22 protein-coding genes and 1 pseudogene are annotated in these 25,978 nt (G+C 29.4%); 21 read left to right on the top strand and 2 right to left on the bottom strand.

Features of this window, described 5'->3' with window-relative positions:
• The 19 genes and pseudogenes from CLFE_RS18090 (at position 1) to CLFE_RS18000 (ending at position 22,138) form a co-directional block, all read left to right on the top strand.
• Entirely contained in the window at positions 1-2,448 is a 2,448-nt protein-coding gene (locus CLFE_RS18090) for a beta-ketoacyl-[acyl-carrier-protein] synthase family protein (RefSeq protein ID WP_077894334.1), read from the top strand.
• Between the two features lie 9 nt (positions 2,449-2,457).
• Positions 2,458-3,759 carry a glycosyltransferase gene (locus CLFE_RS18085; protein ID WP_077894335.1) on the top strand — a complete coding sequence of 434 codons (1,302 nt, stop codon included), beginning with the start codon at positions 2,458-2,460 and terminating at the stop codon, positions 3,757-3,759.
• A gap of 16 nt (positions 3,760-3,775) precedes the next feature.
• Positions 3,776-4,441: a 4'-phosphopantetheinyl transferase family protein gene (locus CLFE_RS18080; protein ID WP_077894336.1), complete on the top strand. Its 666-nt coding sequence runs from the start codon at positions 3,776-3,778 to the stop codon at positions 4,439-4,441.
• The gene (locus CLFE_RS18075; RefSeq protein WP_077851697.1) at positions 4,438-4,851 is read left to right on the top strand and encodes an acyl-CoA thioesterase; all 414 of its coding nucleotides are present in this window, start codon (positions 4,438-4,440) and stop codon (positions 4,849-4,851) included. The genes CLFE_RS18080 and CLFE_RS18075 overlap by 4 nt, the downstream gene beginning before the upstream one ends.
• Before the next feature lie 457 nt (positions 4,852-5,308).
• Positions 5,309-5,938, top strand: coding sequence for a 4Fe-4S binding protein (locus CLFE_RS18070; RefSeq protein ID WP_349497225.1), 630 nt, complete (start codon positions 5,309-5,311; stop codon positions 5,936-5,938).
• A 451-nt stretch (positions 5,939-6,389) separates the two neighbouring features.
• Positions 6,390-6,659, top strand: a complete 270-nt coding sequence (locus CLFE_RS18065; protein WP_207651398.1) for a hypothetical protein — start codon at positions 6,390-6,392, stop codon at positions 6,657-6,659.
• 42 nt (positions 6,660-6,701) lie between these two features.
• Positions 6,702-6,860: a hypothetical protein gene (locus CLFE_RS18060; RefSeq protein ID WP_250944656.1), complete on the top strand. Its 159-nt coding sequence runs from the start codon at positions 6,702-6,704 to the stop codon at positions 6,858-6,860.
• Positions 6,861-7,192: 332 nt separating this feature from the next.
• Entirely contained in the window at positions 7,193-7,864 is a 672-nt protein-coding gene (locus CLFE_RS18055) for a GntR family transcriptional regulator (protein ID WP_077894338.1), read from the top strand.
• Between the two features lie 150 nt (positions 7,865-8,014).
• The gene (gene uxuA, locus CLFE_RS18050; RefSeq protein WP_077894339.1) at positions 8,015-9,076 is read left to right on the top strand and encodes a mannonate dehydratase; all 1,062 of its coding nucleotides are present in this window, start codon (positions 8,015-8,017) and stop codon (positions 9,074-9,076) included.
• Positions 9,077-9,100: 24 nt separating this feature from the next.
• Positions 9,101-10,714, top strand: coding sequence for a mannitol dehydrogenase family protein (locus tag CLFE_RS18045; protein WP_077894340.1), 1,614 nt, complete (start codon positions 9,101-9,103; stop codon positions 10,712-10,714).
• Between the two features lie 381 nt (positions 10,715-11,095).
• The gene (locus tag CLFE_RS18040) at positions 11,096-11,233 is read left to right on the top strand and encodes a glucuronate isomerase (RefSeq protein WP_139356193.1); all 138 of its coding nucleotides are present in this window, start codon (positions 11,096-11,098) and stop codon (positions 11,231-11,233) included.
• Between the two features lie 141 nt (positions 11,234-11,374).
• Positions 11,375-12,880: an MFS transporter gene (locus tag CLFE_RS18035; RefSeq protein WP_077894372.1), complete on the top strand. Its 1,506-nt coding sequence runs from the start codon at positions 11,375-11,377 to the stop codon at positions 12,878-12,880.
• Between the two features lie 232 nt (positions 12,881-13,112).
• A complete protein-coding gene (locus CLFE_RS18030; RefSeq protein ID WP_077894341.1) occupies positions 13,113-13,814 on the top strand; it encodes a response regulator transcription factor in 702 nt (233 codons plus the stop codon).
• Positions 13,804-14,913 (top strand): HAMP domain-containing sensor histidine kinase, encoded by a 1,110-nt coding sequence (locus CLFE_RS18025; RefSeq protein ID WP_077894342.1) that lies wholly within the window; start codon positions 13,804-13,806, stop codon positions 14,911-14,913. The genes CLFE_RS18030 and CLFE_RS18025 overlap by 11 nt, the downstream gene beginning before the upstream one ends.
• 82 nt (positions 14,914-14,995) lie before the next feature.
• Complete coding sequence (locus tag CLFE_RS18020; RefSeq protein ID WP_077894343.1) at positions 14,996-16,873, top strand: serine hydrolase domain-containing protein; 1,878 nt, start codon at positions 14,996-14,998, stop codon at positions 16,871-16,873.
• A gap of 140 nt (positions 16,874-17,013) precedes the next feature.
• The gene (locus CLFE_RS18015; RefSeq protein WP_077894344.1) at positions 17,014-18,300 is read left to right on the top strand and encodes a WYL domain-containing protein; all 1,287 of its coding nucleotides are present in this window, start codon (positions 17,014-17,016) and stop codon (positions 18,298-18,300) included.
• Positions 18,287-19,225: pseudogene (locus CLFE_RS24400) on the top strand (WYL domain-containing protein); the annotation flags it as partial. The gene CLFE_RS18015 and the pseudogene CLFE_RS24400, both read left to right, overlap by 14 nt.
• Positions 19,226-19,318: 93 nt before the next feature.
• Positions 19,319-20,542, top strand: a complete 1,224-nt coding sequence (locus CLFE_RS18005; protein WP_169850980.1) for an RtcB family protein — start codon at positions 19,319-19,321, stop codon at positions 20,540-20,542.
• Between the two features lie 15 nt (positions 20,543-20,557).
• Complete coding sequence (locus CLFE_RS18000) at positions 20,558-22,138, top strand: hypothetical protein (protein ID WP_207651399.1); 1,581 nt, start codon at positions 20,558-20,560, stop codon at positions 22,136-22,138.
• Positions 22,139-22,184: 46 nt separating this feature from the next.
• On the opposite strand, the gene CLFE_RS17995 is transcribed toward CLFE_RS18000, so the two are convergent.
• Positions 22,185-22,655 carry an RpiB/LacA/LacB family sugar-phosphate isomerase gene (locus CLFE_RS17995; RefSeq protein WP_077853419.1) on the bottom strand — a complete coding sequence of 157 codons (471 nt, stop codon included), beginning with the start codon at positions 22,653-22,655 and terminating at the stop codon, positions 22,185-22,187.
• 305 nt (positions 22,656-22,960) lie between these two features.
• Between CLFE_RS17995 and CLFE_RS17990 the strand changes: the two genes are divergently transcribed.
• Together CLFE_RS17990 and CLFE_RS17985 are read left to right on the top strand one after the other, a co-directional pair.
• Complete coding sequence (locus CLFE_RS17990; protein ID WP_077894346.1) at positions 22,961-24,343, top strand: amino acid permease; 1,383 nt, start codon at positions 22,961-22,963, stop codon at positions 24,341-24,343.
• A gap of 78 nt (positions 24,344-24,421) precedes the next feature.
• On the top strand, positions 24,422-25,495 hold the full coding sequence (locus tag CLFE_RS17985; RefSeq protein WP_077894347.1) for a UvrB/UvrC motif-containing protein: 1,074 nt from the start codon (positions 24,422-24,424) through the stop codon (positions 25,493-25,495).
• A 49-nt stretch (positions 25,496-25,544) separates the two neighbouring features.
• Here the strand turns inward: CLFE_RS17985 and CLFE_RS17980 are convergent, their stop codons facing one another.
• Positions 25,545-25,853, bottom strand: a complete 309-nt coding sequence (locus tag CLFE_RS17980) for a DUF6506 family protein (protein ID WP_077834109.1) — start codon at positions 25,851-25,853, stop codon at positions 25,545-25,547.
• Positions 25,854-25,978 lie beyond the last annotated feature (125 nt).

Raw genomic sequence — 25,978 nt, 5'->3', positions numbered from 1 at the left:
ATGAGTAAAGTAGTTGTAACTGGTGTTGGAATTTTATGTTCTGAAGGAATAGGAATTAACGAATACTGGGAAAATATTTGTAATGGTATTTCTGGAATAAAACGCTGTACAAAGATAGATGTAGAGAAGTTAATTACAACCTATGCTGGGGAAGTAGATGATAGTAGTTTTCTTGATACTTTGGACAAGAAGCTATTAGATAATACTGAAATGGCCGGAAAGTTTGCAATGTATGCAGTAAATGAAGCAGTGCAAATGTCAAAATTAGATTTAAAGGCATTTGATCCTTATAGAGTTGGATGTATTGTAGGTACTTCTTTAGGAGGACATTTAAGTGGAGATATTTTTCATGAACAATGGATTAAAGAAGGTTTTGATAGAGCTGATGCCTCACTCTTAAGAAAATATTCACTTCATTATATTACTGATATTATATGTGCTATGTATTCACTTCGCGGACCAAAGAATACTATTTCAACAGCATGTTCAGCAAGTGCAACGGCAATTGGATATGCTGCTGATCTAATTAAAAGTGGAAAGGCTGATATAATGGTTGCAGGCGGAGTTGACCCTATTTCAAGGCTTTCTTTTGCAGGGTTTAATAGTCTTAAGGCCTTAGACAACTTACCATGCAGTCCATACAGCAGAAGTAATGGAATTACGCTTGGAGAAGGCTCAGGATTTTTGATATTAGAGAATGCTGATTCTGCAAAAAGAAGAGGTGCTATAGTTCTTGCTGAGCTTAAATCATATGGTATAACTTCCGATGCATATCATCAGACAGCACCTGATATTGCAGGTGATGGGGCAACTAGGGCTATGAAAAATGCTATTGATAAAGCTGGTATTTCTCATGAAGAAGTAACTTATATAAATGGACACGGCACGGGAACAGGTGCAAATGATAACGCAGAGACAAAAGCAATAAAAAAAGTTTTTGGTGACCATATCAAAGATTTAATGGTAAGCAGTACTAAAGGTGCCACAGGACATTGTCTTGGTGCAGCAGGTGCTATTGAGGCAGTTACCTCTGTTCTTTCTATACGTGATAATATTTTACCTCCTACTGTAAATTATGATGAAAGTGAAAATAAATTTGGAATGAATTTTGTTGCAAATAAGAAAATGGAAAAGGAATGTAATGTAGTAATATCAAATTCTTTTGCATTTGGCGGTAATAATTCAAGTTTACTATTTACTAAGTACAACCATAAGAAACAGGAAAGTACGAGAGCATCTGTAAAAAAGAGAATTGTTATTTCAGGTATTGGCACAATTGGATGCGCAAATACTAATTATAGTGAATTGTGTGAGGTTCTTAAAGAAGGAAAGTGTATGCTTGAACCTATAAAAGATTTTGATACAAGTGAGTATACTTCAAAATATATGGGGAAATGCAAGAGTATAGAGTGGAAAAAATATATGCAATCCTCAACTGTAAGAAGAATGGATTATGTTACCTTGATGAGTCTTACTGTAGCAAAACAGGCTATTGATGATGCAAAATTGAAACCTACAAGGGCTAACTGTGAACGTATCGGTGTAATGTATGGAACTGGATCAGGACCTATATCAACTATTGAGCAGATTAATCGCACAATAATTCTTCAAGGTATGGATAAGGTAAACCCAAAGACATTTCCTAATAGTGTTTTAAATGCTGCAGCAGGAAATATTTGCATTAATTATATGCTAAAGGGTGCAACCTCGACTATTGCCAATGGTGGAGCATCTACTTCATCATCAGTGGCTTATGCATATGAGCTTTTATGTAATGGAGATGCCGATCAAATGGTTGTAGTTGGTGCCGATGAATGTCCAGAAGTTATATTAGGTGGTCATGACAAACTCGGGTTGCTTGCAAGAGATAAGATAAAACCCCTTGATAAAGATGGGGAAGGTATGCTACTTTCAGAAGGTGCAACGGGTTTTGTAATGGAAACTTTAGAATCAGCTAAAGCAAGAGGCGCACATATATATTGTGAATTACTTGGATATGGACATACTGGAGATACATCTGAGCCTACCAAGGTAAATAGGGAAGGTACTGAATGGGCTCACTCCTTTGAACTTGCTCTTGAAAGTGCAGATATTTTGCCTGACAATGTGGATTTTGTTGCTAGTGCTGCTTGTGGATTTCCTGATGTTGATGCTGCTGAAACAAAAGCAATTGAAAGTGTTTTTGGAGCTAATCCCTCAGTTAGTGCAGTTCAATCAATTGTTGGACATAGTATGGGATGTACCGGTGGATTTGGTCTTCTTGGAGCTATATATGCATTAAATAATGATGAGATATTTCCAACCAGTGGACTTGAAAACCCATATAGTAATAAATTACACTATGTAACAGATAAGGTAGAAAAAAGGAACGTTCAAAATGCAGTTGTAAGTTCATTTTCATATGGAGGGAATTATGTTACTTTAGTAGTTTCTAAGGTTAAGGAATAGAGGGATAACATGAATAGAATATTAATCGCTCCGGATTTTGCTAATTTAGCTGAATCACATAGAATGGTAAGCTTTGTAAAGGCGTTCTGTAAGAAGAAGTGGGAAGTATTTGTTATGGGAAAAGGAACATATGATTATCTGCTTGAAGATTATCCAATTAAAAGGGTATATGTTGCGTATGATGAAGAATGGTTTACTCCTGAAAAGTATGTTACTATGCACAGTATAGATGAGGAAGGATTTGACTATTTTACTGTAGATGATTTATCTAGGTTCGTGGAAGAGGAAAAAGTAATAGTTAGTAAGGTGAATCCTGATATTATATTGACCGGATACCGTTTAACCATAAGCCTTACAGCTAGAGTATTGAAAATACCATTTGTTTGGCTTTTGTCGGCAGTACTTTCTGACATGTATTTTGAAAAGAGACTTGCTACAATGCCTCATGGATGTAAAATTCAATCTCAACTTTTAAAATCTCTAAATGAGAAACAGATAAATGAGTTCTTCTGTAAAAAGATAATTAATACCAACTTGAAGTCTAAAAATTGGAGTAAATATGCAAAGAATATTGGAATTAAGCCATTTAAGAATGATATGGAAATATTCCGTGGAGATTATAATATAATGGCCGATTGCCCTTTTTTGTTCCCTGAATTTGGACAAATTATGCCTTATTATAGTTTTTGTGGTCCACTCCTACTTGATTATAAAAATGAAATACCTAAGAGTGTTTTGAATTATAAAAAGAGAGACAAAAAAACTATATTTTTCAGCATGGGTTCATCAGGTAATCCAGTGTTGTTTAAAGAAATGGTTAATAAGTTATGCAAACAGACTAAGTATGATATATTCATTGCAATCTCTAGCCTTGCAACCAGAGAAGAGCTTGGAGAAGTTCCTCCTAATGTTATAATTGAAAAAATGTTTCCTATTCCGGTTGTTGCAGCTCTTTCCGATGTTGCCATTACACATGGAGGACAAGGGACTTTGTACTCAATTATAATGAAGGGGCTGCCTTTTATAGGAATTCCTTCATTTTGTGAACAACAATACAATCTTGAAACCTTCGCTAGGGCAGGATGTGGAAAGGTATTACAAAAAGATAGTTCTTTTGATGAAATAATGTATGCAGTTAAAGAAGTACTTGATAATCCAAATTATAAACAAAATGCTGTAAAAGTAGGTAACCAAATCAATGAATATCTTGATAATTTGAAGGTTTCTCCGGGAGAGCGGGGAACTGACGGAATTATTGAGTTTTTAGAGAAATACAAGGAGAATAAAAATATAAGTTATTTTTCACGATAAAAATGGAGTGTATTATATGAAAGCAATAGTTTATTACACAAAAATTATTGAAGGTTCTGATATTTCTAGCGATTTAATTGCTGGGCTGATACCACCGGAAAGAGATGACCGTATCAAGTCATGTATGAATAAAATGAAGAAAAATATTCTTATCGCTGAAGAACTTCTGCTTAGATATATTCTTTTAGAAAGAAATTTGCTTAAAAAACATCAGATTATTTGTAGGGAGTACAATGAATATGGTAAATCCTTTTTTAAAAATATACCTCTTGAATTAAGCATTTCACATAGTCTAAATATAGTTGGATGTGCTGTAGCGGAGGACAGAGAGATTGGATTGGATATTCAGGCAGTAAAAAACCTTCCTATTGATATATTGAGAAGGTTTATTTCAGATAATGAATATAAAATGATATTGGAATCTGGTGATAAAAAAAACACTTCAAATCTAATTTGGAATCAAAAAGAAGCCTTTTTAAAGTGCCTAGGTGTTGGTTGGGCTAAGAAGATTCCAAACTACGAAAACAATTCTAAGGGAATTATCTTAAATGGAGTTCAATACGTAATAAAGCAAAGCAAAATAGAGGAAAATTTTAATTTTGCTATCTGTATGAGTGAAGATGATTTTGAATATCAGCTCAATTATGTTGAATTCCAGAAGCTAGTGGGAGTGGTGATATGAAGGTTGTTAAAGTGGAAACTAGGGTTCGTTATAGTGAGTGTGATCCCATGGGAGTTGTTCACAATTCAAATTATTTTTCTTGGTTTGAGATGGGAAGATTTGAGATAATGAGGCAGGTAGGGGTAGACTTTAAAAAGTTGAATGAAGAAAAAATCTACTTTCCTGTTATTAAGGCAGAGTGTACTTATAAACAATCAGCATTATTCGATGATGAAATTGTAATATGCACTAGGTTGCATAAGCCTACTATGGCGAAGTTGATGTTTGAGTATGAAATATATAGAAAACAAAATTATATGTTGTTGGCAATAGGGAAAACGTCTCATGCAATAACAACTCAAGAAAAAGGTATGATTTTGAATTTACCAACGGAATTAAAAGAAAAAATATATGCATTTTTGGATAAGTAAGGTTTATCTATGATTCTTGTAAAGTATCTGGAAGCCACATTAAATTGTTTTGTATAATTTAATATATTTTAAGTATAAAGTAGAAATAATAAAAATTTCATGGAAGTACCAATCGAAATGGTTGGTACTTTTTTTATATAAAGATATTCTGGAAATGTTCTGTATTATTCTTCAATTTAAATTGCTCATATATGAATTAATTAGGCATTATGGAAATACTATTAAGTAAAGTTATTTTGAAGGGAAATGAGAGAAAATGAAACATAAAAACTTTTTCCCAATAATTCTGTTTATTGTTTTTATTGTGATTGCAATTACACTATGGATTACAACATGTAAGACTTTTTATCTTTTTAACTTTATTTATATTGGTAGTGTTGTATTTATTGGATTGCTATTACTAACTAGACAATATAGGTATGCCAGGCTGTTTGTTCAAGTAGGAGTTGGATTATATATGCTTATATATTTAGGAATTATACTTGGAGAAAATATGCAGATAGAGGGGTTCTTTTATTATTTATTTTTGGGTGTATTTCAGGCAGCATATATTCATTATCTTGTTGCTAAGATAGCAGGGCCACTTATTTTTGGACGAGGATGGTGTGGATATGCTTGTTGGACTACTATGATACTTGATTTATTACCTTATAAAGTACCACAAAAGCCACGAATAGAAAAGTTGCAGTTTGTCCGTTACATAGTATTTATTGGTTCATTTTTTTTAGTAGCTGCATTGTCTATTTTTCATGTAAGTAATTTAGGAAAAATAATGAATCTAATGTTTATCGTAGGGAATGTAGTATATTATTTCGTTGGGATAGTGCTTGCAATTATTTTAAAAGATAATCGTGCTTTCTGTAAGTATATTTGTCCTGTTACGGTTTTAATTAAGCCTGCAAGTTATTTTTCACTAACAAGAATTAAAGTTGATAAGGATAAATGTGTAAATTGTAAAAGGTGTATAAAGACTTGTCCTATGAACGTAGATATGCTTAATCCAAAAAGAAAACGTAGAAATGGAACAGAATGTATTCTATGTCTTGAATGTCTTAAAGTCTGTCCGAAAAAGGCAATAAAGGTGTAATATTTGAATATGTAAAGCAGGCATAAATGTATTGAAGCATTAGATTATTTTCATCAAGTAATACAGTGCAACCCTCAAGACCCTGATTTATTTTATAACAAGGGTATTGTACTGATAAAATTGGAGAGAATTAACTAAGCATATAGAATCTTTTAAAAATACAGAAGTTTACTTTAAAATTAAATGATAAAAAAAGTGGATTAATAGTGACTATTGGTATTGGGAAGATGATTGGTCATATATAAAAGGTTAAAAGGTTGGGGTTGAGAAGAGGAATATATAGAAGTAGTTGAGAGGGATAGGAAAATAAGAATATTATTTTGGTTTGATAATTAAACTATATTTTTATATTAAACTTGGAAAATTTAAGTGAAGTTTAACGATATATTTGTATGAACTAGAGAGAAGCAATACAAACAATTAAATATTTTACAAAAGCACGGCATGAGTTGTGTCAAAAGATAGGTTTTCATTTAGATTTAGAAGAAGAAAAACAAGCGGAAAATTTTTCGGAAGAATATTTTCAACAATTATATATGGCTTGATTCAGAAAGAAAAATTTCATAATCAATATATTTTAAAGCAAGACTATATTAAGAAGACATTACCTCAAAACATATTAAATGAGATACCAGATATTAGAGTTTTTGTATTAGCCAAGGCATTGTGTAGGGTAATAGATTTTGTAACTCAATTTTGTGAGCAAAATAAAAAAATGTAATAAAAGCCATTAAAGAATATGAAATATATTATAAAAATATAGTTGGAAATATTAATTTCCATGATTGTAAAATCAAATGAAGGAGATAAATTTTTAGTATTATTTTTTGATAATAATAGTAAATTTACGAATATAGAGAAAGTCATTTTTAAAAATTATAATATAATAAAACAGGATGGGTCACTAGAAAATTCATGGTGAATTTATGATGAAATATATAAAGTAAATGATAAATATGAGTTACATGTTTTGCTTCAAAACAAAAATAGAGATTTTATTGAATTCACTATTTTAACTGAGTATATTGAATTTTATAAAGATAAGAATAAAATGTATACTTGACATTGTAAACGGTTGTGATAAAATAGAAACTACTACCATACAAGTATGGTAGTAGTTTCTATTTTAATATATGTTGAAAAAATTTAGTTGTTAATTATTTACTTTATATTATAAGAATAGTAAGATATATGTAATATAAATCAAACTACCATACAAGTATGGTAAATAGAAAGGTGAAGAAGAATAAGATAATGACATTGGATATAAGAAAAAATACTACAAGTAAAACTATATATTATAAGATTAGAGAAGAAATTATCAATTTATACCTTGAACCTGGAACTAGCATTTCGGAGAAAGAACTTTCAGAAAAATATAGTGTAAGTAGAACTCCTGTAAGAGAAGCGCTTGTTCGTTTAGCACAAGAAGGATTAGTTAATATTTATCCTCAAAAAGGTACAGTTGTTTCTTTAATTGATTTGTGTGCTGTTGAGGATGGTAGATTTTTACGTGAGCATGTAGAAAGAGCTGTAGTAAAGGAAGCATGCAAGGAATTCTTTCCAGAAAAAATATTATCACTAGAAATGAATTTGAAACTGCAAAAAATGTATATTAAAAATCATGATAATAAAAAATTGTTTGAAGCAGATGAAGAATTTCATAAGATAATTTTTGAAGGAAGTAATAAAAAAAGAGTATGGGAGAGCATAAATGATGGTAGTTTAGAGTTTCAAAGAATCCGTATGCTCAGATTAGAAGTTAACCCTAACTGGGATAATATCTACATGCAGCATGAAGAAATATTTAATGCTATAAAAAATGGAGATTCAGAGAAAGCAGAAGAAGTTATGAAGGAACATTTAAATATGGTTACTTTTGATAAAAACGAAGTGAAAAAAATCTATCCGAATTATTTTAAATAATAAATTAACTATAGATTATTTAATTAGTAAGTAATTAAGGGAGGTGAGGCTTATATAAAATATGAAATTAGAACTTTTATGTTCTTATTGAAATTATATAGCTAAACTAAAGTTAAGAGAATACACAAAAAAGACAGGAGGAATACAACTATGAGAATGGTTTTTAGATGGTATGGAGAAGGAAATGATACCGTCACACTTGAACAAATTAAGCAGATTCCTGGAGTAGAAGGAATTGTTTGGGCTCTTCATGATATGGCAGCAGGTGAAGAATGGCCTATGGAAAAAATCTTAGAAGTAAGAAAAATAGCTGATAAACATGGCTTTAACATAGATGTTGTTGAAAGTGTTAATGTACATGAAGACATTAAGCTAGGATTACCAACTAGAGATAAATATATTGAAAATTATAAAAGAACAATAGAGAAGTTAGCTAAAGTTGGAGTAAAGGTTATTTGCTATAACTTTATGCCTGTATTTGATTGGCTTAGAACAGATTTATATAAGAAGGCAGCAGACGGATCTACAGCTCTTTTCTATGAAAAAGCAAAGATTAAAGATATAGATCCAATGGAATTAGTTAATAAAATAGCATCAAATCCAAAGCTTACGATGCCAGGCTGGGAGCCGGAAAGACTTCAAAATTTATCACAGCTTTTTGAGGCATATAAGGATGTAACAGAAGAGGATTTATGGAATAATTTAAAGTATTTTTTAGAACAAATTATACCCATTGCAGAAATAAATGATATCAAGATGGCAGTACACCCGGATGACCCACCTTGGTCAATCTTTGGACTACCAAGAATTGTTAAGGATAGAAATGATTTAGCAAGATTATTAAAGCTTGTTGATAGCCCTTATAACTGCTTAACCCTTTGCAGCGGAGCTATAGGTTCAAATCCTAATAATGATGTACCAGCTATGATAAGAGAATTTGGAAATAGAATTGCTTTTGCTCATATTAGAAATGTAAAGATTTATGAGAATGGTGATTTCATGGAAACATCCCATAGAACTTGTGATGGTTCCTTAGATATATGTGAAATAGTAAAAGCTTATCATGAAATTGGATTTACTGGATATGTAAGACCAGATCATGGAAGACATATATGGAATGAAAAATGTAGACCAGGTTATGGACTTTATGATAGAGCACTTGGAATTATGTACTTATGGGGAATATGGGATTCATTAGAAAAAAATAAATAGAATTTTGAAGAGGTGAAAATAAGGATGAATAATGCCAGATTGGTACTAAGCAAAGAATCTATTAAAAAGAGGGAACTTTGGGAAGAGGCTGGAATAGAGCTTCCCAAATTTGATTATGATAAAATGTTAGCGTTAACAAAGAAAAATCCTACATGGGTTCATTTTGGAGCAGGAAATATATTTAGAGGTTTTATAGCAATGCTAGAACAAGAACTTCTAAATAATGGAGAAACAGAGACGGGCATTATTGCTGTAGAAGGATATGATTATGAAATTATAGATAAAATTTATTCTCCTTGTGATGATTTAAGTTTGTTAGTAATTATGAAACCAGATGGAAACTTGGAAAAAAAAGTAGTAGGAAGTATAGGGGAAAGTTTGGCTGGTGATTACTCAAGAGAAAAAGACTGGAATAGATTAAAAGAAATATTTTTAAATCCATCTTTGCAAATAGCAAGCTTTACAATAACAGAAAAAGGTTATAGTGTGAAGAACTTATTAGAAGAAGATATAACAGATGGACTAGAACATCCTGTAAGTATTATTGCTAAAGTTGCATCCTTAGCATATGTAAGATATCAAAACGGACAACTTCCAATAGCTTTTGTAAGTATGGATAACTGTTCAAAAAATGGTGAGAAGCTTCATAATGCAATGGAAACAATGATAAAGAAATGGATTGAAAATGGACTTGTAGAAGAAGATTTTCTTAAGTATATCAATAATAATGAAAAGGTATCATTCCCTTGGAGTATGATAGATAAAATTACACCTAGACCATCTCGAAGCGTTAAGAATACATTAGAAAAAGATGGCTTTGACAGTACTAAGATTATAACAACTAATAAAAATACTTATATAGCACCTTTTGTTAATGCAGAAGGACCACAATATCTCGTAATAGAAGATAACTTCCCCAATGGTCGTATGCCTCTAGAAGATGCAGGTGTATTTCTAACAAGCAGAGAGACTGTAAAAAGAATTGAAACAATGAAGGTTTGTACTTGTCTAAATCCATTACATACTTCTTTAGCAGTATTTGGATGTCTTCTTGGATTTAATTTAATCGCAGACGAAATGAAAGATCCAGCCTTAAAGAAATTAGTTGAAAAGATTGGATACGAAGAAGGGATGCCTGTTGTTGTAAATCCTGGAATAATAGATCCTGAAGATTTTATTAAAGAGGTAGTTGAAGTTAGACTTCCAAATCCATATATACCTGATACCCCTCAAAGAATTGCTTCAGATACATCTCAAAAAGTTGGTATAAGATTTGGAGAAACAATTAAAGCTTACAGTGAGAGAGAAGATTTGAATCCTAGAGAACTTAAATATGTTCCTCTTGTTCTTGCAGGTTGGTGTAGATATTTAATGGGAATAGATGATAATGGTAATACAATGGAGTTAAGTCCAGATCCTTTATTAGATGAACTAAAGAAATATGTAAGTAATATAAAATTATGTACTAAAGAATTAGTTGAAGATGATTTAAAACCTATACTAATAAATGAAGAAATTTTTGGTGTGAATCTTTATAATGTAGGTTTAGGAGAAAAAATCGTTGGTTATTTCAATGAAATGATTTCAGGAGTAGGTGCTGTAAGGTCAACTTTAGAAAAGTATTTAGAGGGTAAATAATTTAGGATAATTAGATATATAAAAAATAAACATTTTATCATTATTCATGTATTTACTCTGCCAAATAATATAAACAAATAATGATAGAAATGTTTAAGAAAAATAACATGAAGCAAATTATAACACAAAACATGCTAATTTACAACTTCCATTAGAGTATTAAAACAATAAGAGAGGTTTGGAACATGATTAAGTTAAGGAAGGTAAATTAGCTGTATTTTTAAAATTATAAATACCTATGGATGATGCATTTACGATAAGAGATGTGATTTTAAAATAAAATGTAGAAAATGATGAGTTTATAGTTATATTAGAATATCACATAAAGCTAAAGAAGTTATTAATCTCAATGTAAAGGTTTACTTGTAGTTCTGTTCATATATAAGACACAAATATTTTAGAAGAATTAATTTCAATTTAATTACTAGTAAAGATATATATATGGATAAATATCTAAAGATTGTTCAAGATATATGTTACGAAAATTCAAAAACATATTTTCAATTTAATGAAAGATAAGTATGGACATGATTATGGATATACCGGCTCAACGACCAAAATCAATTTGCATCATAATGCTTTGAAGATAGCGTTTTGATACAAATTAATTTTGAAGTTTCGCATGGTATATCTCTAAAAGGAGAAAGTGAGGATAAATATATGTCAAATAAGAATAGAAAGATTACAATTGCCAGAGGCGTTGGTTATGGATTAGTTGATTTAATGGGTGGTGGTGCTTTCACCATTATAGGAGCCTTTTTACTCTTTTTCTATACAACATTTGCAGGATTAACACCAATTCAAGGTGCCTCCATTATTGCTATTGCCCGTGTTGTAGATGCAGTTGCCAGTTTATTTATAGGAAGTATATCCGATAATTTTTATAAAACTAAGCTTGGAAAATTTTTTGGAAGACGTCGTTTCTTCTTATTAATTGGAGCACCTTTAATGGCAGATTATGCGTTATTATGGGTAACAGGAAGAAGTTATATATTCTATTTAGTTACTTATTTACTATTTGAAATAATTGCAGCAATGGTATTGATTCCATGGGAAACATTGCCTGCTGAAATGACAAAAGATTTTAATAATAGAACTAAGTTATCAGCATCAAGAATGTTTATATCAGCAACAGGAACATTTTTAGCTACCTTTGTTCCAGGAAGATTAATAGCTTTCTTTGGAGAAAAGAGTGCACAAGCATACTTCATTAATGGATTAATTTTTGCTATTATATATGCAATTTGTATATTAATATCACATAGAGTAACTTGGGAAAGAGATATTACACCTGAAATGGAAGAAGAATTATTAAAAGGCTCTCAAAGTAAGGGGCTAGGTGAGCGAATAGTAGGAATTATAAAAGTAGCAGGAGATTATGTATCTACCTTAAAAATTAAAGCTTTTAGAAAGCATTTGGCAATTTATATATGTTCATTTACTGCTAAAGATTTATTTAATTCAGTATTCGTATATTTCTGTGTGTTTAATTTGGGTGTTTCATCTACTGTTGCAGCTAATGTACTTTCACTTAGTATAATTGGTATACCTGTAACAATCTTAGGTGGATTTTTAATGATTAAAGTTGGACCAAGTAATTTGTATAAGATGTCTTACTCAATAATGATTGTATGTATATTAGCATTTTATGGGCTTTATGTAGGCAAATTAGGATCAAGCATTGTTTTATTATTTGTAATTGGTACCATTTATCAGGTTGGAAGAAGTTTATTAGAATTTACTCCATGGAATGTATTTCCATTCATCCCTGATGTTGATGAAATGGTTACAAGGCAAAGAAGAGAAGGTCTTTATGCAGCAGTTATGACCTTCACTAGAAAGAGCAGTGTTGCTTTAGCTACATTTGTTACAGGTGTTGTATTACAAGAAAGCGGATTTGTAAAAGGACAAGCAACTCAATCACCACAAGTAGTATCAACTATAGCAGGTTTATTAACCATTGGATGTATAGCATTGCTTGGTATAGCTTTAATTTGTGCTATAACTTTCAAACTTAACAAGAAAACACATGGTATATTAGTAGATGAAGTAGAACGTCTAAAAAATAATGGGATAAAACAAGATGTAACTCCAGAAACAAGAGCAATTGTTGAAAATCTTACTGGATATAAATATGAAAGTGTTTGGAGAGAAACTGGAGTTTAAAATAATTTTTAGTTAATTAAAGTATAGTTAATGAAGATATTAATATGCAATATCTTGAGATGTGTTTGTGTTTTTAAAGGATAATCTCAACTCTACTTTGAAACTCACGAAAACCTGATTTTGGATTTTCGTGAGTTTTTTTATTGGTAATCAAAGATACTCCAATTATATACAGATTAAATTATGCTATAATAGATGCTTAATGAATAATTTATAATGAGGTATTTTGTTAATGAGTAGTGAAAAAATTCTAATAGTAGATGATGATAAAGAAATAATTGATTTTATGGAATTTAATTTAAAAAGCGAGGGATACAGTGTATTAAAAGCTTATAATGGAAAAGAAGCACTTCAGCTTGTAGAAAAAAATGAGGTTCATCTAATAGTTTTAGATATAATGATGCCGGAGCTTGACGGCATGGAGGTCTGTAGAAGAGTAAGGATGACTAAAAATATACCAATTATAATTTTAAGTGCTAAAGCTTCTGAAGTAGATAAAGTTGTTGCTTTAAGTACCGGTGCAGACGACTATATAGTAAAGCCCTTTAGCAACATGGAATTTATAGCACGAATTAAAGCGCAGCTTCGAAGATATATTTATTTAAATGATAATTGTAAGCAAAATTCTTTGGATTCTTTAATAAAAGTAAGTGGTCTTGAAATTAATAAGGAAACTTTAAAGGTTAAAGTATATGAAAAAGAAATTAATTTAACAAAAACGGAATATGAAATTGTATTACTTATGGCTGAAAACCCCAATAGGGTGTTTCCACTAGAAGAAATTTTTGAAAGAGTGTGGAAGGAAAAATATTTTCAGGGAAATAATACGGTTATGGTTCATATTGCAAGGATTAGAGAAAAAATAGAGGACAACCCTAGAGAGCCTAAGATAATAAAAACTGTTTGGGGAGTTGGTTACAAAATTGAAGACTAGTATAACTAAAGGAATTAGATTTAAGTTATTAAGAGCATTTGCAGGAAGTATTACATTATCAGTTATTTTAACCACTTTTCTATTATTTCAATTTTTAAAAGTAATGTATGATGTTACATATGCTAACTGGAGTGACTGGTGTAATAAACATTTAAATTTAAATGCATGTATTTTGATGATAGCTTTCTTAATTTTTATTTGTATTACCACTGTATTTTTTTACATATTTACAAGAAAAACAATTTATAATATCAATGATATAAATAAAAACATAAATGAAATTTCTAAGGGTAATTTTAATATCAATATAAAGGTAAATACAGATGATGAAATTGGGCAAATAGCCAAAAACATTAATACTATGTCACAAAAGCTTGAAGATTTGATTAAAAAGGATCGCGAAAGTGAAAAATTAAAAAATGATATGATAAGCAATATTTCTCATGATTTAAGAACGCCATTAACTTCCGTTATAGGATACATGGAGATAATTAAAAAAGTAGAATGTGAACACAAGTCTTTATGTAATAATTGTATTAATGTAGTATTAAAAAAATGTGATGAATTGAAGAATTTGGTAGAGGATTTATTAGAATATACAAGTATAAATTTTAAAGGTATTGATATAAAAAAAGAAGCTATAAGTATAAAGGATTTAATTGAACAGATAATGGTTGGATTTATTCCAACACTTGAAAAGTTTCACATGACCTTTAATATTAACTGCCAAAATGAAAAGCCATTTATTGTTGGAGACATAAATTTAATAGTAAGGCTCTTTGAAAATATTATTAATAATAACATTTTTTATGGTAAAGAAGGTAAGAAAATTAGTATTGAAATTGGCATAATAAAGGATAGAGTCTCTGTGAAGATAATAAATTATGGAAATAAGATACCAATAGAAGAGCAGCCATATATTTTTGAAAGGTTTTATAGGAGTGAAAAATCTAGAAATAAAAATACTGGTGGTAAAGGTATGGGACTTGCTATTGCCAAAAGTATTGTGGAGGTTCATAGGGGAGAACTGAAAGTAGCTAGTGATGATAATGAAACGGTGTTTCAAGTGTTGTTACCTAAAGAAAATATAAAATTGTAAGATTTTCGTAAGAATTTATTTAAGGTTTTGTAAGTTGTTTCTTATAAGCTTATTTTAAAGTTAAGTTTGGGAGGAATAATATATGAAAACTATTAGTAAGTTCTTATTTTTTTTAATTTGCATTTTTACATTTTTAAATTTATTTAATTCTTATAATACAAAGGCAAAGGATATTAAGCCATTTTTAGATGATGTAACTAAAAAAAACTTTGATAAATATAAGTTGCCAAGTCTATGTGTTGTGGTTGTTAAGGATGGTAATGTAGTTTATGAAAATAGTTTAGGATATCAGGATATTAAAAATAAAATTAAAGCAGATACAAATACTAGTGTCTACAGAATAGGTTCTACATCAAAATTATTTACTGAAACAGCAATTATGCAGCTTTATGAAGAGGGAAAAATTGATTTAAAAGACGATGCTAATAAGTATTTAAAGGATATTAAGATTCAAAATGATTTCAAAAGAAAAGTAATAATAGAAGATTTGCTTACTCATACTTCTGGAATCGATGAAGCTACAATGTCATATGATTCAGCAAGAAATAAAAAGGAGGTAATGTCTTTAGAGGAATTTCTAAAAGAGCATCCACCAGTAGTTGTAAATGAGCCAGGTAAGGTATGTTTATATAGTAATATTGGTATAGACTTATTGGGAAGAATTATAGAAAACGTATCTGGAATGAAATATGAAGATTATATACAAAAAAATATTTTTGATGTTTTAAATATGAAAAATAGTACTGTGGGCTTACCAATAAATAATTTGGCAAAAAACTATAATTCATTATTTAAAGAGGACTACTATTATTATAATGATAATCCTGCTGGAGGTATAAATGCTTCGCCAAAGGATATGGGGAAATTTATGATAGCACAATTACAGAAGGGAACCTATAAAAATAATAAAATTTTAAATGAAAAGACAATAAAATTAATGCAGCAGCATCACTTTTCAAATGATAAAAATTTATCTGGAATTGGGTATGGATTTTTTGAAAAAAATATTAAGGGCAAAAGACTTATCGGACATGAGGGAGCACTGGCTATAGGATATTTTGATGATATGCTGTTAGATACTGAAGATAATCTTGGAATTTATATAGTATCAAATAATCTAACTGGAGCCGCACCTGCTATAAACAATATAGAAAATAGTTTCTTTAATAAATATATTGATAAAAATAGTAATAAAAAAGTTGAGTCTACTAAAGTTATAAGTTCAAAAGAGGCTTTAAGGTATGTTGGTACTTATAGGTCTTACCATGATAATGCAAAAAGTAATATTTTAAAGTTTATCAGTTTTTTAGGGGCGATTGATGAAAATGAGGATGTGAAAATTACATATGATGATAATAATTTAGTTTATCATGGTGTAAGTCATTTAAAACAAAAGGAAACAGCAAGGCTTATAAAGGTTTCTAATAATCTTTTTAGAAGAGCTGATAATAATGAATTGGTGGCTTTTAGAGAAAATAATGCAAAGATAAAATATGTTTTCTTTAATAATACGCCTTATGATAGCTTTGAAAAGGTAGGAGTTAAGGATAACTATGCATTAAGTTTAATTATTTTTATAGTTTCATTATTAGTTTTTGTAATGGAAATATTAAAAGGGTTTATTAGTATTTTTAAAAGAAAAGAAGAAAAAAATATAATTAAAAAAGTTCTTAAACGTACAATATTTTTCATAGGTTTATTAAATATAGTGTCTTTATTTGGAATTTTATACTGGATAGTATCCTATGAGATGTATTATGGTATAACCTGGTATATAAAAACAGCATCATTATTTTTAATAATTTCAATTATTCTTACTGTGTTTTATAGTATATTGTCTTTAATAGTTATTATAAAAGAAAAAAGTAAAATTTATTATAACCTTATAGCAATACTTAAGATTTTGGTACTATATGCCTTTGTTTTTAGTGTGTTAAATTGGAATTTGCTTAAGTTTTAAAATATATAGTTTAGTAAAAGGTCGTTAGTTCTTAAATGGATTTACGGCCTTTTAAATATTCTTGCAAGCTTTTTGTCTGTGAAATATGTTCTTCATAAGTTATACTTAATGTAATCTAAAACAGAAAAGGAGAGCATTCAATGTTCAACGATTTTATAAAGCACTACAATATAATTAGAGATATACTAAGAGATGTTTTTCTATATGGATGCTTTTCAAGAGAAGATCTTGAAGAAAAAAGAAATATGAGTTCTAGAAAGATAAGCTATGAAATGAGAAGAATACAACAGTACATAGAATCTGAGTTTATTAGAATAGATAGAGACGGAAGAAATAAGCTATTAGCTTTAACATATGATTCCATAACAAACACGGAGAATTTTCTGGTTAATACATATATGACAAAAAGTTTTACAAAGGCAGATTTGATTTTATATTTTAATCTTTTGATGTTTTTGAATGCAAAAAATAAACCATGTTCTTTTAGAGAAATAGAAGATGGTTTAATTAATGAAGGTATTATATCTTATGATGATATAAGTAGCAAAACAGTAGAAAGAAAGCTTAATGAAATGGTAAAAAAGCTTGGTATAGTAAAGTGTGACACAATAAAAAGAACGAAGAATTATAGTATAGAAGATGATATTTTAAAAGAACTTAGCTTAGAAGAAATAGAAAATTTAATTGATTCAGTAGCTTTGTTTAAAAATATTATACTACCTGTAACTGCTGGGTATTATTTTGAGAAAAATTTAAAAGATTACGCTTTGTATGAAAGAGGAATAGAAGTAAAGGAAAAAGACTATTTTCAGTATAAAGGTTTATATTTTCATCCAGTAATTGAAGAAGATATACTTTGGAAAATTTTAAGAGCTATACATAGAAAAAGATATATTAAGCTTGAATATAGGAGTGGTAAAGGTACTAATAAAACTTCAAAAGAGCAATTAAAACCTTATAAAATTCGATATGATTCATCCTGTGGAAGGTTCTATTTAGTAGCATTTTCAGACAATAATAGTTGTGTTACTTTAAGACTTGATAGAATAGCAGAGATTAAAATTTCAAAAGAAGTTTATAAAGATAATAATTTTAAAAAGCTTTATGATAAACAATTTAAATATAGTTGGTCAAGTGTAAATTTGAGTGGAGGTAAAGTTAAAGAAGAAATTAAATTAGAGATAAAAATTGATGAAACTAGAGAGATATATATTATCGAAAAAATAAAAAGTGAAGTACCTAATGGAAAAATTACTAAAATAGAAGAGGGAATATATCATTTAGATATGATTGTAAATGACAGTATTGAGATGGTTCCTTGGATAAGAGGATATTTAGGATACATTAAGGTTATTAAAGGAAGAGACATAATAAATAAGCTTACAGAAGATTGGAAGGAGATGCTATATAGTTATGGAGCTCTTTGATGAAAGAAAAAATAGATACATGCATATTGTATTTAAAGTACTTAATGAGTGTAAAAGAGGAATATTTAAACAAGATATAATTAAAATAATTGATGAAGAAGAATTTGAAGAAAAAGTTATAGGAAATGATCAAAAGAGTTTTGAAGGGCTTCTCCTTAATAAATATTCTAATAGTGAGAATTTTAATCTGCTTAAAGAAAAAAACGGTGTTTATTATCCCAATATAAAAATAGATAAAGCTATACCTGTTAGATTTACAAATTTAGAAAAGGCGTGGCTTAAAAATATGCTAGAGCATAAAGATATAAAAAATATTTTAAGAAGTTCTACAATAGAAAAGCTTAAAAATGCTATTTGTGATGTTGATGCACCTATAATAAATGAAATTGTCCATATAACTAACCAATCTAAGGCATATAGTGTTAAAAGCACTGAAGAATTTGAAGAAAATTTCAGGAAACTTTTAAAGGCAATTTCAGAAGAAAAAAGTGTAAGGTACAGGGGCATGAATAAATATGGGAATGGATATTTTGATAAAAGTGCTTTTCCTATAAGACTAGAGTATTCACTTAGGGATGAAAGGTTCAGAGTTTCAATGTATTCTACAGATGAAAATAGATTTGTAATGTCTGATATTTTTAGTATGAGTGATATTAAAATATATGAAAATATCAATTCTAATATAAAAAGAGAAGATATTTTAAAGAAATTGCGATCTCAAAAATATTCTAAAGAACCTATTATTATGGAAGTTATTGATAAAAAATTTGCTATGGAAAGATGTTTCATGAGCTTTTCAGAATTGGAGAGGTATTCAAGGTGCATTTCAAAAGATAAATATGAATTGAAACTTTTTTATTACACTTTTGAGGAAGAAGAAATAATAAGAAAAATATTAGCTTTAGGACCGTATGTTAAGGTATTAGAACCTGAAAAAATAAGAAACGAAATAATAAGGAGAATAAGGGTTGCTCTCGATATAAATGGATTTAATGTTTGTAGAAAGGATGATAACAAGATGATAGAAGTAAAAGGAAAATATAATACAGCTAGAGTTTATACAAGTAAATTAGAGCCAGAAGTAGTGGCACAGATCGTTGAACTATGTAATCAAGACTTTTGTAAGAATAGTAAAATTGTGATAATGCCAGATACTCATGCAGGTAAAGGCTGCGTTATAGGTTTTACTGCTGATTTAGGTGATAAGGTTATTCCTAACATAGTAGGAGTAGATATAGGTTGTGGAATGACAACAATTGAGCTTGGAAAAATTAATATAGATTTAGAAAAGCTAGACGAGATTATTAGAAAATATGTACCTTCAGGAATGTCAGTACATGAGGGGAGAAGTGTTAAGTTTAATGAACTTAAAGAATTATACTGTTACAGGGATTTAAAGAATACAAAAAGAATTGAAAAAAGTATTGGTACTTTAGGCGGAGGAAATCACTTTATTGAACTTAATAAGGATGATGAAGATAATATATATCTTGTAATTCATTCAGGAAGTAGAAATTTAGGTAAGCAAGTTGCAGAGATATATCAAAATATTGCCATTGATTTATGTTCTGGTAAAGAAGATTATTTCAAGGAAAAAGATAAGCTTATAGAAGAATACAAAAGACAAGGGAAAAGAAAACTTATAGAAGCTAAATTAAAAGAACTAAAAAAAGAGTATGATGATATGAAGCCATCATACCCAAAAGAGTTATGTTTTTTGACAGGAAAATATAGAGAAAAATATTTAAATGATATGAATATATGTCAAGAATACGCTGCATTAAATAGAGAAACTATGGCAGATATAATATTAAAAAAGTTAATGGGAAAAAGTCTTAAAGACTTTAGTTATTTTAATACAGTGCATAATTACATAAATTTCAAGGATAACATAATAAGAAAAGGAAGTATTTCAGCATATAAGGATGAAAAACTTTTAATTCCTATAAATATGAGAGATGGAAGTATATTAGCTTTTGGAAAAGGTAACGCTGATTGGAATTACTCTGCGCCACATGGTGCTGGCAGACTTATGAGTAGAAATAGGGCAAAAGCAGAATTAAGTTTAGAGGAATTTAAAAAATCAATGGAAGGAATTTATACTACATCGATTAATTATTCTACATTGGATGAAGCACCTATGGCATATAAACCAATAGAAGAAATTATAGAAAATATTAAAGATTCAGTAGAAGTATATAAAATTTTAAAACCTATTTATAACTTTAAAGCTAGCAATTAGATTGGGGAGATAGTAATGTGCGAAAAACTAATGATGAGGGAAAACAGTTATGAGTATAAATATTTTTTAGAAGCTGTTAAAAAACAATTTGAGTCTATCGTTAAAGAAGAAAAGAAGTTATTTGTAACTAATGCTGAAGGATTATTTGATGCGTATTTAAGCAATTTACCAGAAAAATCACGTCAGCATTATAATTGTAAAACGTGCAAAAGTTTTATTGAAAAATATGGAGCTTTAGTGACTATTTGTGACGCTGGAAAAATAAAATCTGCTATTTGGAATGAAAGTTTTGCACCGGATTTTTTAAAAGAATCAGTTAAAGCTATGAAAAATATTGTATTAAATTCAAAAGTTGAAGGCGTTTTTATATCAGAGATAGAAATTCTAGGACAACCCGCTACAGGAAAATGGAAGCATTTATCTGTAAATATACCATCTAAAATGGTTTATCATAAAAGGTTATTTAGTGCAAAGCAAGTTAGTGCAGAGAAATTAGAAGATTTTAGAATACTAAAGGAAGGCTTAAAAGAGTATAAAATTGAAACTGTAAAACAAGCTGTTACGCTTTTAAAAAGTGAATCACTTTATGGATTTGAAAAGTGTTTATCAATTGCAGAATGGCTAATGGATGTGCATAATAAATGTGCTAATAATAAAAACAGTGATAATATTCTATGGAAGACAGTAGCTACTGCTCCTAATGGATATTGTCATATTAAAAGCTCTATGATTGGAACTTTATTGGATGACATTGTTCTAAATCTGCCATTTGAGACAATTAGAAATAGATTTAATCAAAAAATGGACCCATTAAACTATCAACGTCCTAAGGCGTTACCAACAGAAGGAAATATAGCTAGAGCTGAAAAAATAGTAAAAGAGTTAGGAATTGAAAAATCTTTGGTCCGTAGATTTGCAAGAGTAGAGGAACTTGAAAAAGTTTGGGTACCTAAGATTAAAAATGAACAGGCTAAAAAAGGTGGAGTATTTGCACATATAAAAACTAAAAGTAGCCAAGAGAAGAATATAGAAATGCTACCAATTACAATTACATTTAGGAAATTTTCTGAAACAGTTCTTCCATTAGCAGAAAAAATTGAATATCTTGTTGAAAATAAAAAAAGAAATTATTCAGCAATATTAACAGCTTCTTATAGCGATGCACCACCTATTCTTCAGTGGGATAGAGAAGAAAAACGAAATCCTTTTTCATGGTATGTTTATCAAGGGGGATCAGAATATAAAAAATGGAATCTTTCTTTAGGTTATTGCACAGTAAATACAGTTTGTATGCAGCCTTCTATGTGGTTTGGCGATTATCCTAATCAAAGTAAAAGTGTATTTTTTATTTTAGAAGGAGCTAAAGATACTGAATATATGGATGCAGGAAATGCAATATTTCCAGCTAATCTTAAAAGTGAATTAAGAGAAATACGTTCAACAATTGAAGCTTATTCAAAAAGTGCATTAATAGAGGATTATGATAATTCTTCAGCCTGTGGTATAAAATTAGAATATGGAAATAACTTTGATGCTATATTTCGTGTTACAAACAGTACTGGAGCAGTAGTATATAAGTTAGATAGATGGGATTAGTTAAAAGGCTGTAAATTTTTAAATTAATTTACAGCCTTTTGTACATTTAAATTTCAGATAATTTTTTTAAATGTTTTTCAGATATATTAGTTACCTTATCCACACGCAATTTGTATTTTGGTGTATTACTTAAAAAGTCGGTATTCATCCAGCTATCTATAGTTTCAAGTGCTATTGCAGAACCTATTATTTTTGCACCAATGCAAAGAACGTTGGTGTTAGAATGTGAACGAGCTAGTTTAGCACAAAAAGGATCTTGACAAACAGCTGCATACACTCCATATATTTTATTTGCAATTAAAGCACTACCATAACCGACACCATCTATAAAAATTCCACGTTCTGCTTTTCCTTCAGCTACAGCTAATGCCGCAGGATAAATATAATCAGATAAATCACAGGCATCACTATTGTGTGTTCCAAGGTCTAAAATTTCATGATTTTTACTTTGGAGAAATTGTTTTACTTCTTCCTTTAAAGAAAAACCAGCATGATCGCTAGCAATAACAATTTTCATTTAGTATTTCCCCCTTTATTTTTTAAATATAGTATAAGAAAATTGAATTAAATTTATTAGTTAATTATAAAATTAAAATGTTTTATAATTAACACTACAAAATGGATAAAGTATAGATTTTAAGTGTATTTGTGCTGATATAAAATATAAAATTTAACTCAAGTGTATATAAAAAAATGCAGAAAAGTTTGTAGAAAAAAATGAAAAAAACAAAAAATTGTGATAATATAATATTAGAATAACAAACAAGTGTCTGCATAAAAAAAACATTTTTAGATGGACATTTCTGAAGGGGGACATTTCAGGTGGAAAAAAAAGAGTTATCACGAGGGCTAAAAGCTCGTCATATTGAGTTAATAGCTTTAGGTGGTACAATTGGGGTAGGCTTGTTCATGGGATCAGCAAGTACTATTAAATGGGCAGGACCATCAGTACTTCTAGCTTATGGCGTAGCCGGTATTGCTATGTATATTATTATGAGAATTATGGGAGAAATGCTTTATGTAGAACCTTTAGCTGGTTCCTTTGCAAATTATGCAAATAAGTATATATCTCCCTTAGCAGGATATATTACAGCATGGTGCTATTGGTTTATGTGGATAGCAGTTGGTATGTCTGAGATTACAGCCATTGGAATCTACGTAAAGTTTTGGTTTCCGTCTGTGCCGGCTTGGATTCCAGCACTAATTGGTGTAGCTATTTTAGCAGCAGCCAATATGGCTTCAGTTAAGTTTTATGGTGAATTTGAATTTTGGTTTTCACTAATTAAGGTAGTTACTATTGTAGTTATGCTTATAGTTGGAGTTTCTTTGATTTTCTTTGGTGTTGGTAATCATGGTGTGCCTATAGGGCTTAAAAATCTTACAGCCCATGGCGGATTTTTTGCTGGTGGCTTAAAAGGCTGGTTATTTGCTTTATGTATGGTAACAGCATCATATCAAGGCGTAGAGCTTATTGGAATCACAGCAGGAGAAGCTGAGGATCCTAAAAATACATTAAGAAAAGCAACTAAAAATATAATTTGGCGTATACTCATTTTCTATGTTGGTGCTATATTCGTAATTGTGACTATTTATCCATGGGATAAGATCAGTTCACTTGGCAGTCCTTTTGTTTTGACTTTTGCCAAGATTGGAATTACGGCAGCAGCAGGAATAATAAATTTTGTAGTTCTTACAGCAGCTATGTCTGGTTGTAATAGTGGAATTTATAGCTGTGGACGTATGCTGTATACATTGGCTAGAAATGGTCAAGCACCTAAATTCTTAGGTAAATTAAATAAAGAAGGGGTTCCAGCTAATGGTATAAGGACAACTTTAGTTTGTTTACTAATAGGTGTAGTCTTAAATTATATATACCCAAATTCAAAGCTGTTTGTTTATATTTATAGTGCAAGTGTACTTCCAGGAATGGCTCCATGGTTTGTATTATGTATTAGTCAAATAAAATTCAGAAAAGAACATGCAGAGCAAATGAAAACACATCCATTTAAATCAAAGCTTTTTCCATATGCAAATTATATTGTAGTAGCATATCTTTGCTTAGTTTTAGGGGGTATGTGCTTTAATTCTTCAACACAGATGCCACTTCTTATCGGTGCTGTGTTCTGCATTATAGTTATCATAGCTTATTTTGCTTTTGGTATAAATAAGGGAAAGATTCCGAAAGAAAGAGAACTTGAAGATTAAAAATTTCAAAAGCACCATCATGAGTATTAGCTTATGATGGTGCTTTTATAGAATTAATAGTCCTTAGGAGGGAAAGCTTTGGATATAAGAGAAAAAGTGAAAAAGTTACCTTTATCATCAGGAGTGTATATAATGAAAGATTCATTAGGTACAACTATTTATGTAGGAAAATCTAAGAATTTAAAAAGTAGAGTTGGATCATATTTTATGAATTCCAAGACACGTTCTCCAAAGGTTATAAAATTATTGAAAAATCTTAAGGATTTTGAGTATATACTAACAGATACAGAATTTGAAGCATTACTTCTTGAATGCAGATTAATTAAAGAAATTAAACCGAGATATAATAGGCAAATGAAAACTCCAAAAGGTTATTGCTATATAAGAATAAAAATGAATGAAAAATATCCAAGTATTGATATGTGTATTGAAACTAATAATGATGATAATAATCTTTATTTTGGACCATATACAAGCAAAAATACTGTAGAAAAAGCAATCTTAGGGATAAAAGAGCATAATAAAATTTTATGTACAAATGCTGCTAGAAAGATTTCTGGTTGCCTTAAATATTCTATGAATTTGTGTATAGGTATGTGTGAGAATGAGGCTTTTAAAGAATATTATGATGGTGTGATTAGTAAAGTTATAAAAATGCTTAATGGAACAGATTTAACTATACTTAAAGAAATTGAAGAGAGAATGGAGAAGGCATCTGAAAATCTTGATTTTGAAGCAGCGGTTAAGTGTAGAGATGATATAAAGGCAATAAAGTATTTAATTGATGGTACAAAGATTATTAATTTTATAAAAAATAATATAAATATTGCTTTTATAGAAATTTTAAATGATAAAGAAATTAAATTATTTTTGATAAGATATAATAAAGTTATATTTACAGAGAAATATGAAATTAGTAAGCTGAATGTTTATGAAGTAAAATTAAAGATTAAAAAGTATTTTAATAATTCTTTAAAACAAATTATCAATATTGATAAGAATGACATAGATGAGATTCATATAATATATAATTATTTAAAAAGTAAAGATAGTGTAGGAAAGTATATGGTTATTTTAAATGATTGGTTAGACAACCTAGAAGATTTGAGTTTTGATAAAGCTATTAAAGAATTTATAAAAATAAAAGAATAAAATTTTCTGCACATAATAAAAATTCGCTATTATGTGCAGAAAGAAAATTCTAGTTATTAAATAATTCATCACCACTTTTAAAATCAAACCCAGGATGATGATCAAATTTAACTGCACCAACAGAAGCTTGTCCCTTTACTGCTTTAGAAACAAGTGCTATTCCTTCATTTCCAAAACCTGCACAAAGTTCAATAGCCTTAACGCCGTCAGCTACTAATTCTTTAGCTACTTCAACTGCTTCACTATAATTCTTTACTCCTACTACATTTAAATGAACAACAGGAGTATCAATAGCGGTTCTATGTTTTTTATAATCAACCTCTGGTGCTACAAAAATAAATGCTGCATTAACTTTCATGTTTAAAGCCTCCTTATATACATTAATAAGAATATTATAGCATATCGTGGTAATAAACTTACAATAGTTTAGTTGTCATAAAGAAATGTCAAGCTAAAATACACTTAGCTTGACATTTTATTAAA

Origin of the sequence: Clostridium felsineum DSM 794 (assembly GCF_002006355.2) — a bacterium.
GTDB lineage: Bacteria > Bacillota > Clostridia > Clostridiales > Clostridiaceae > Clostridium_S > Clostridium_S felsineum.
Note: the sequence above shows the minus strand (reverse complement) of the source record. Positions and strands in the feature narration are given on the sequence as shown.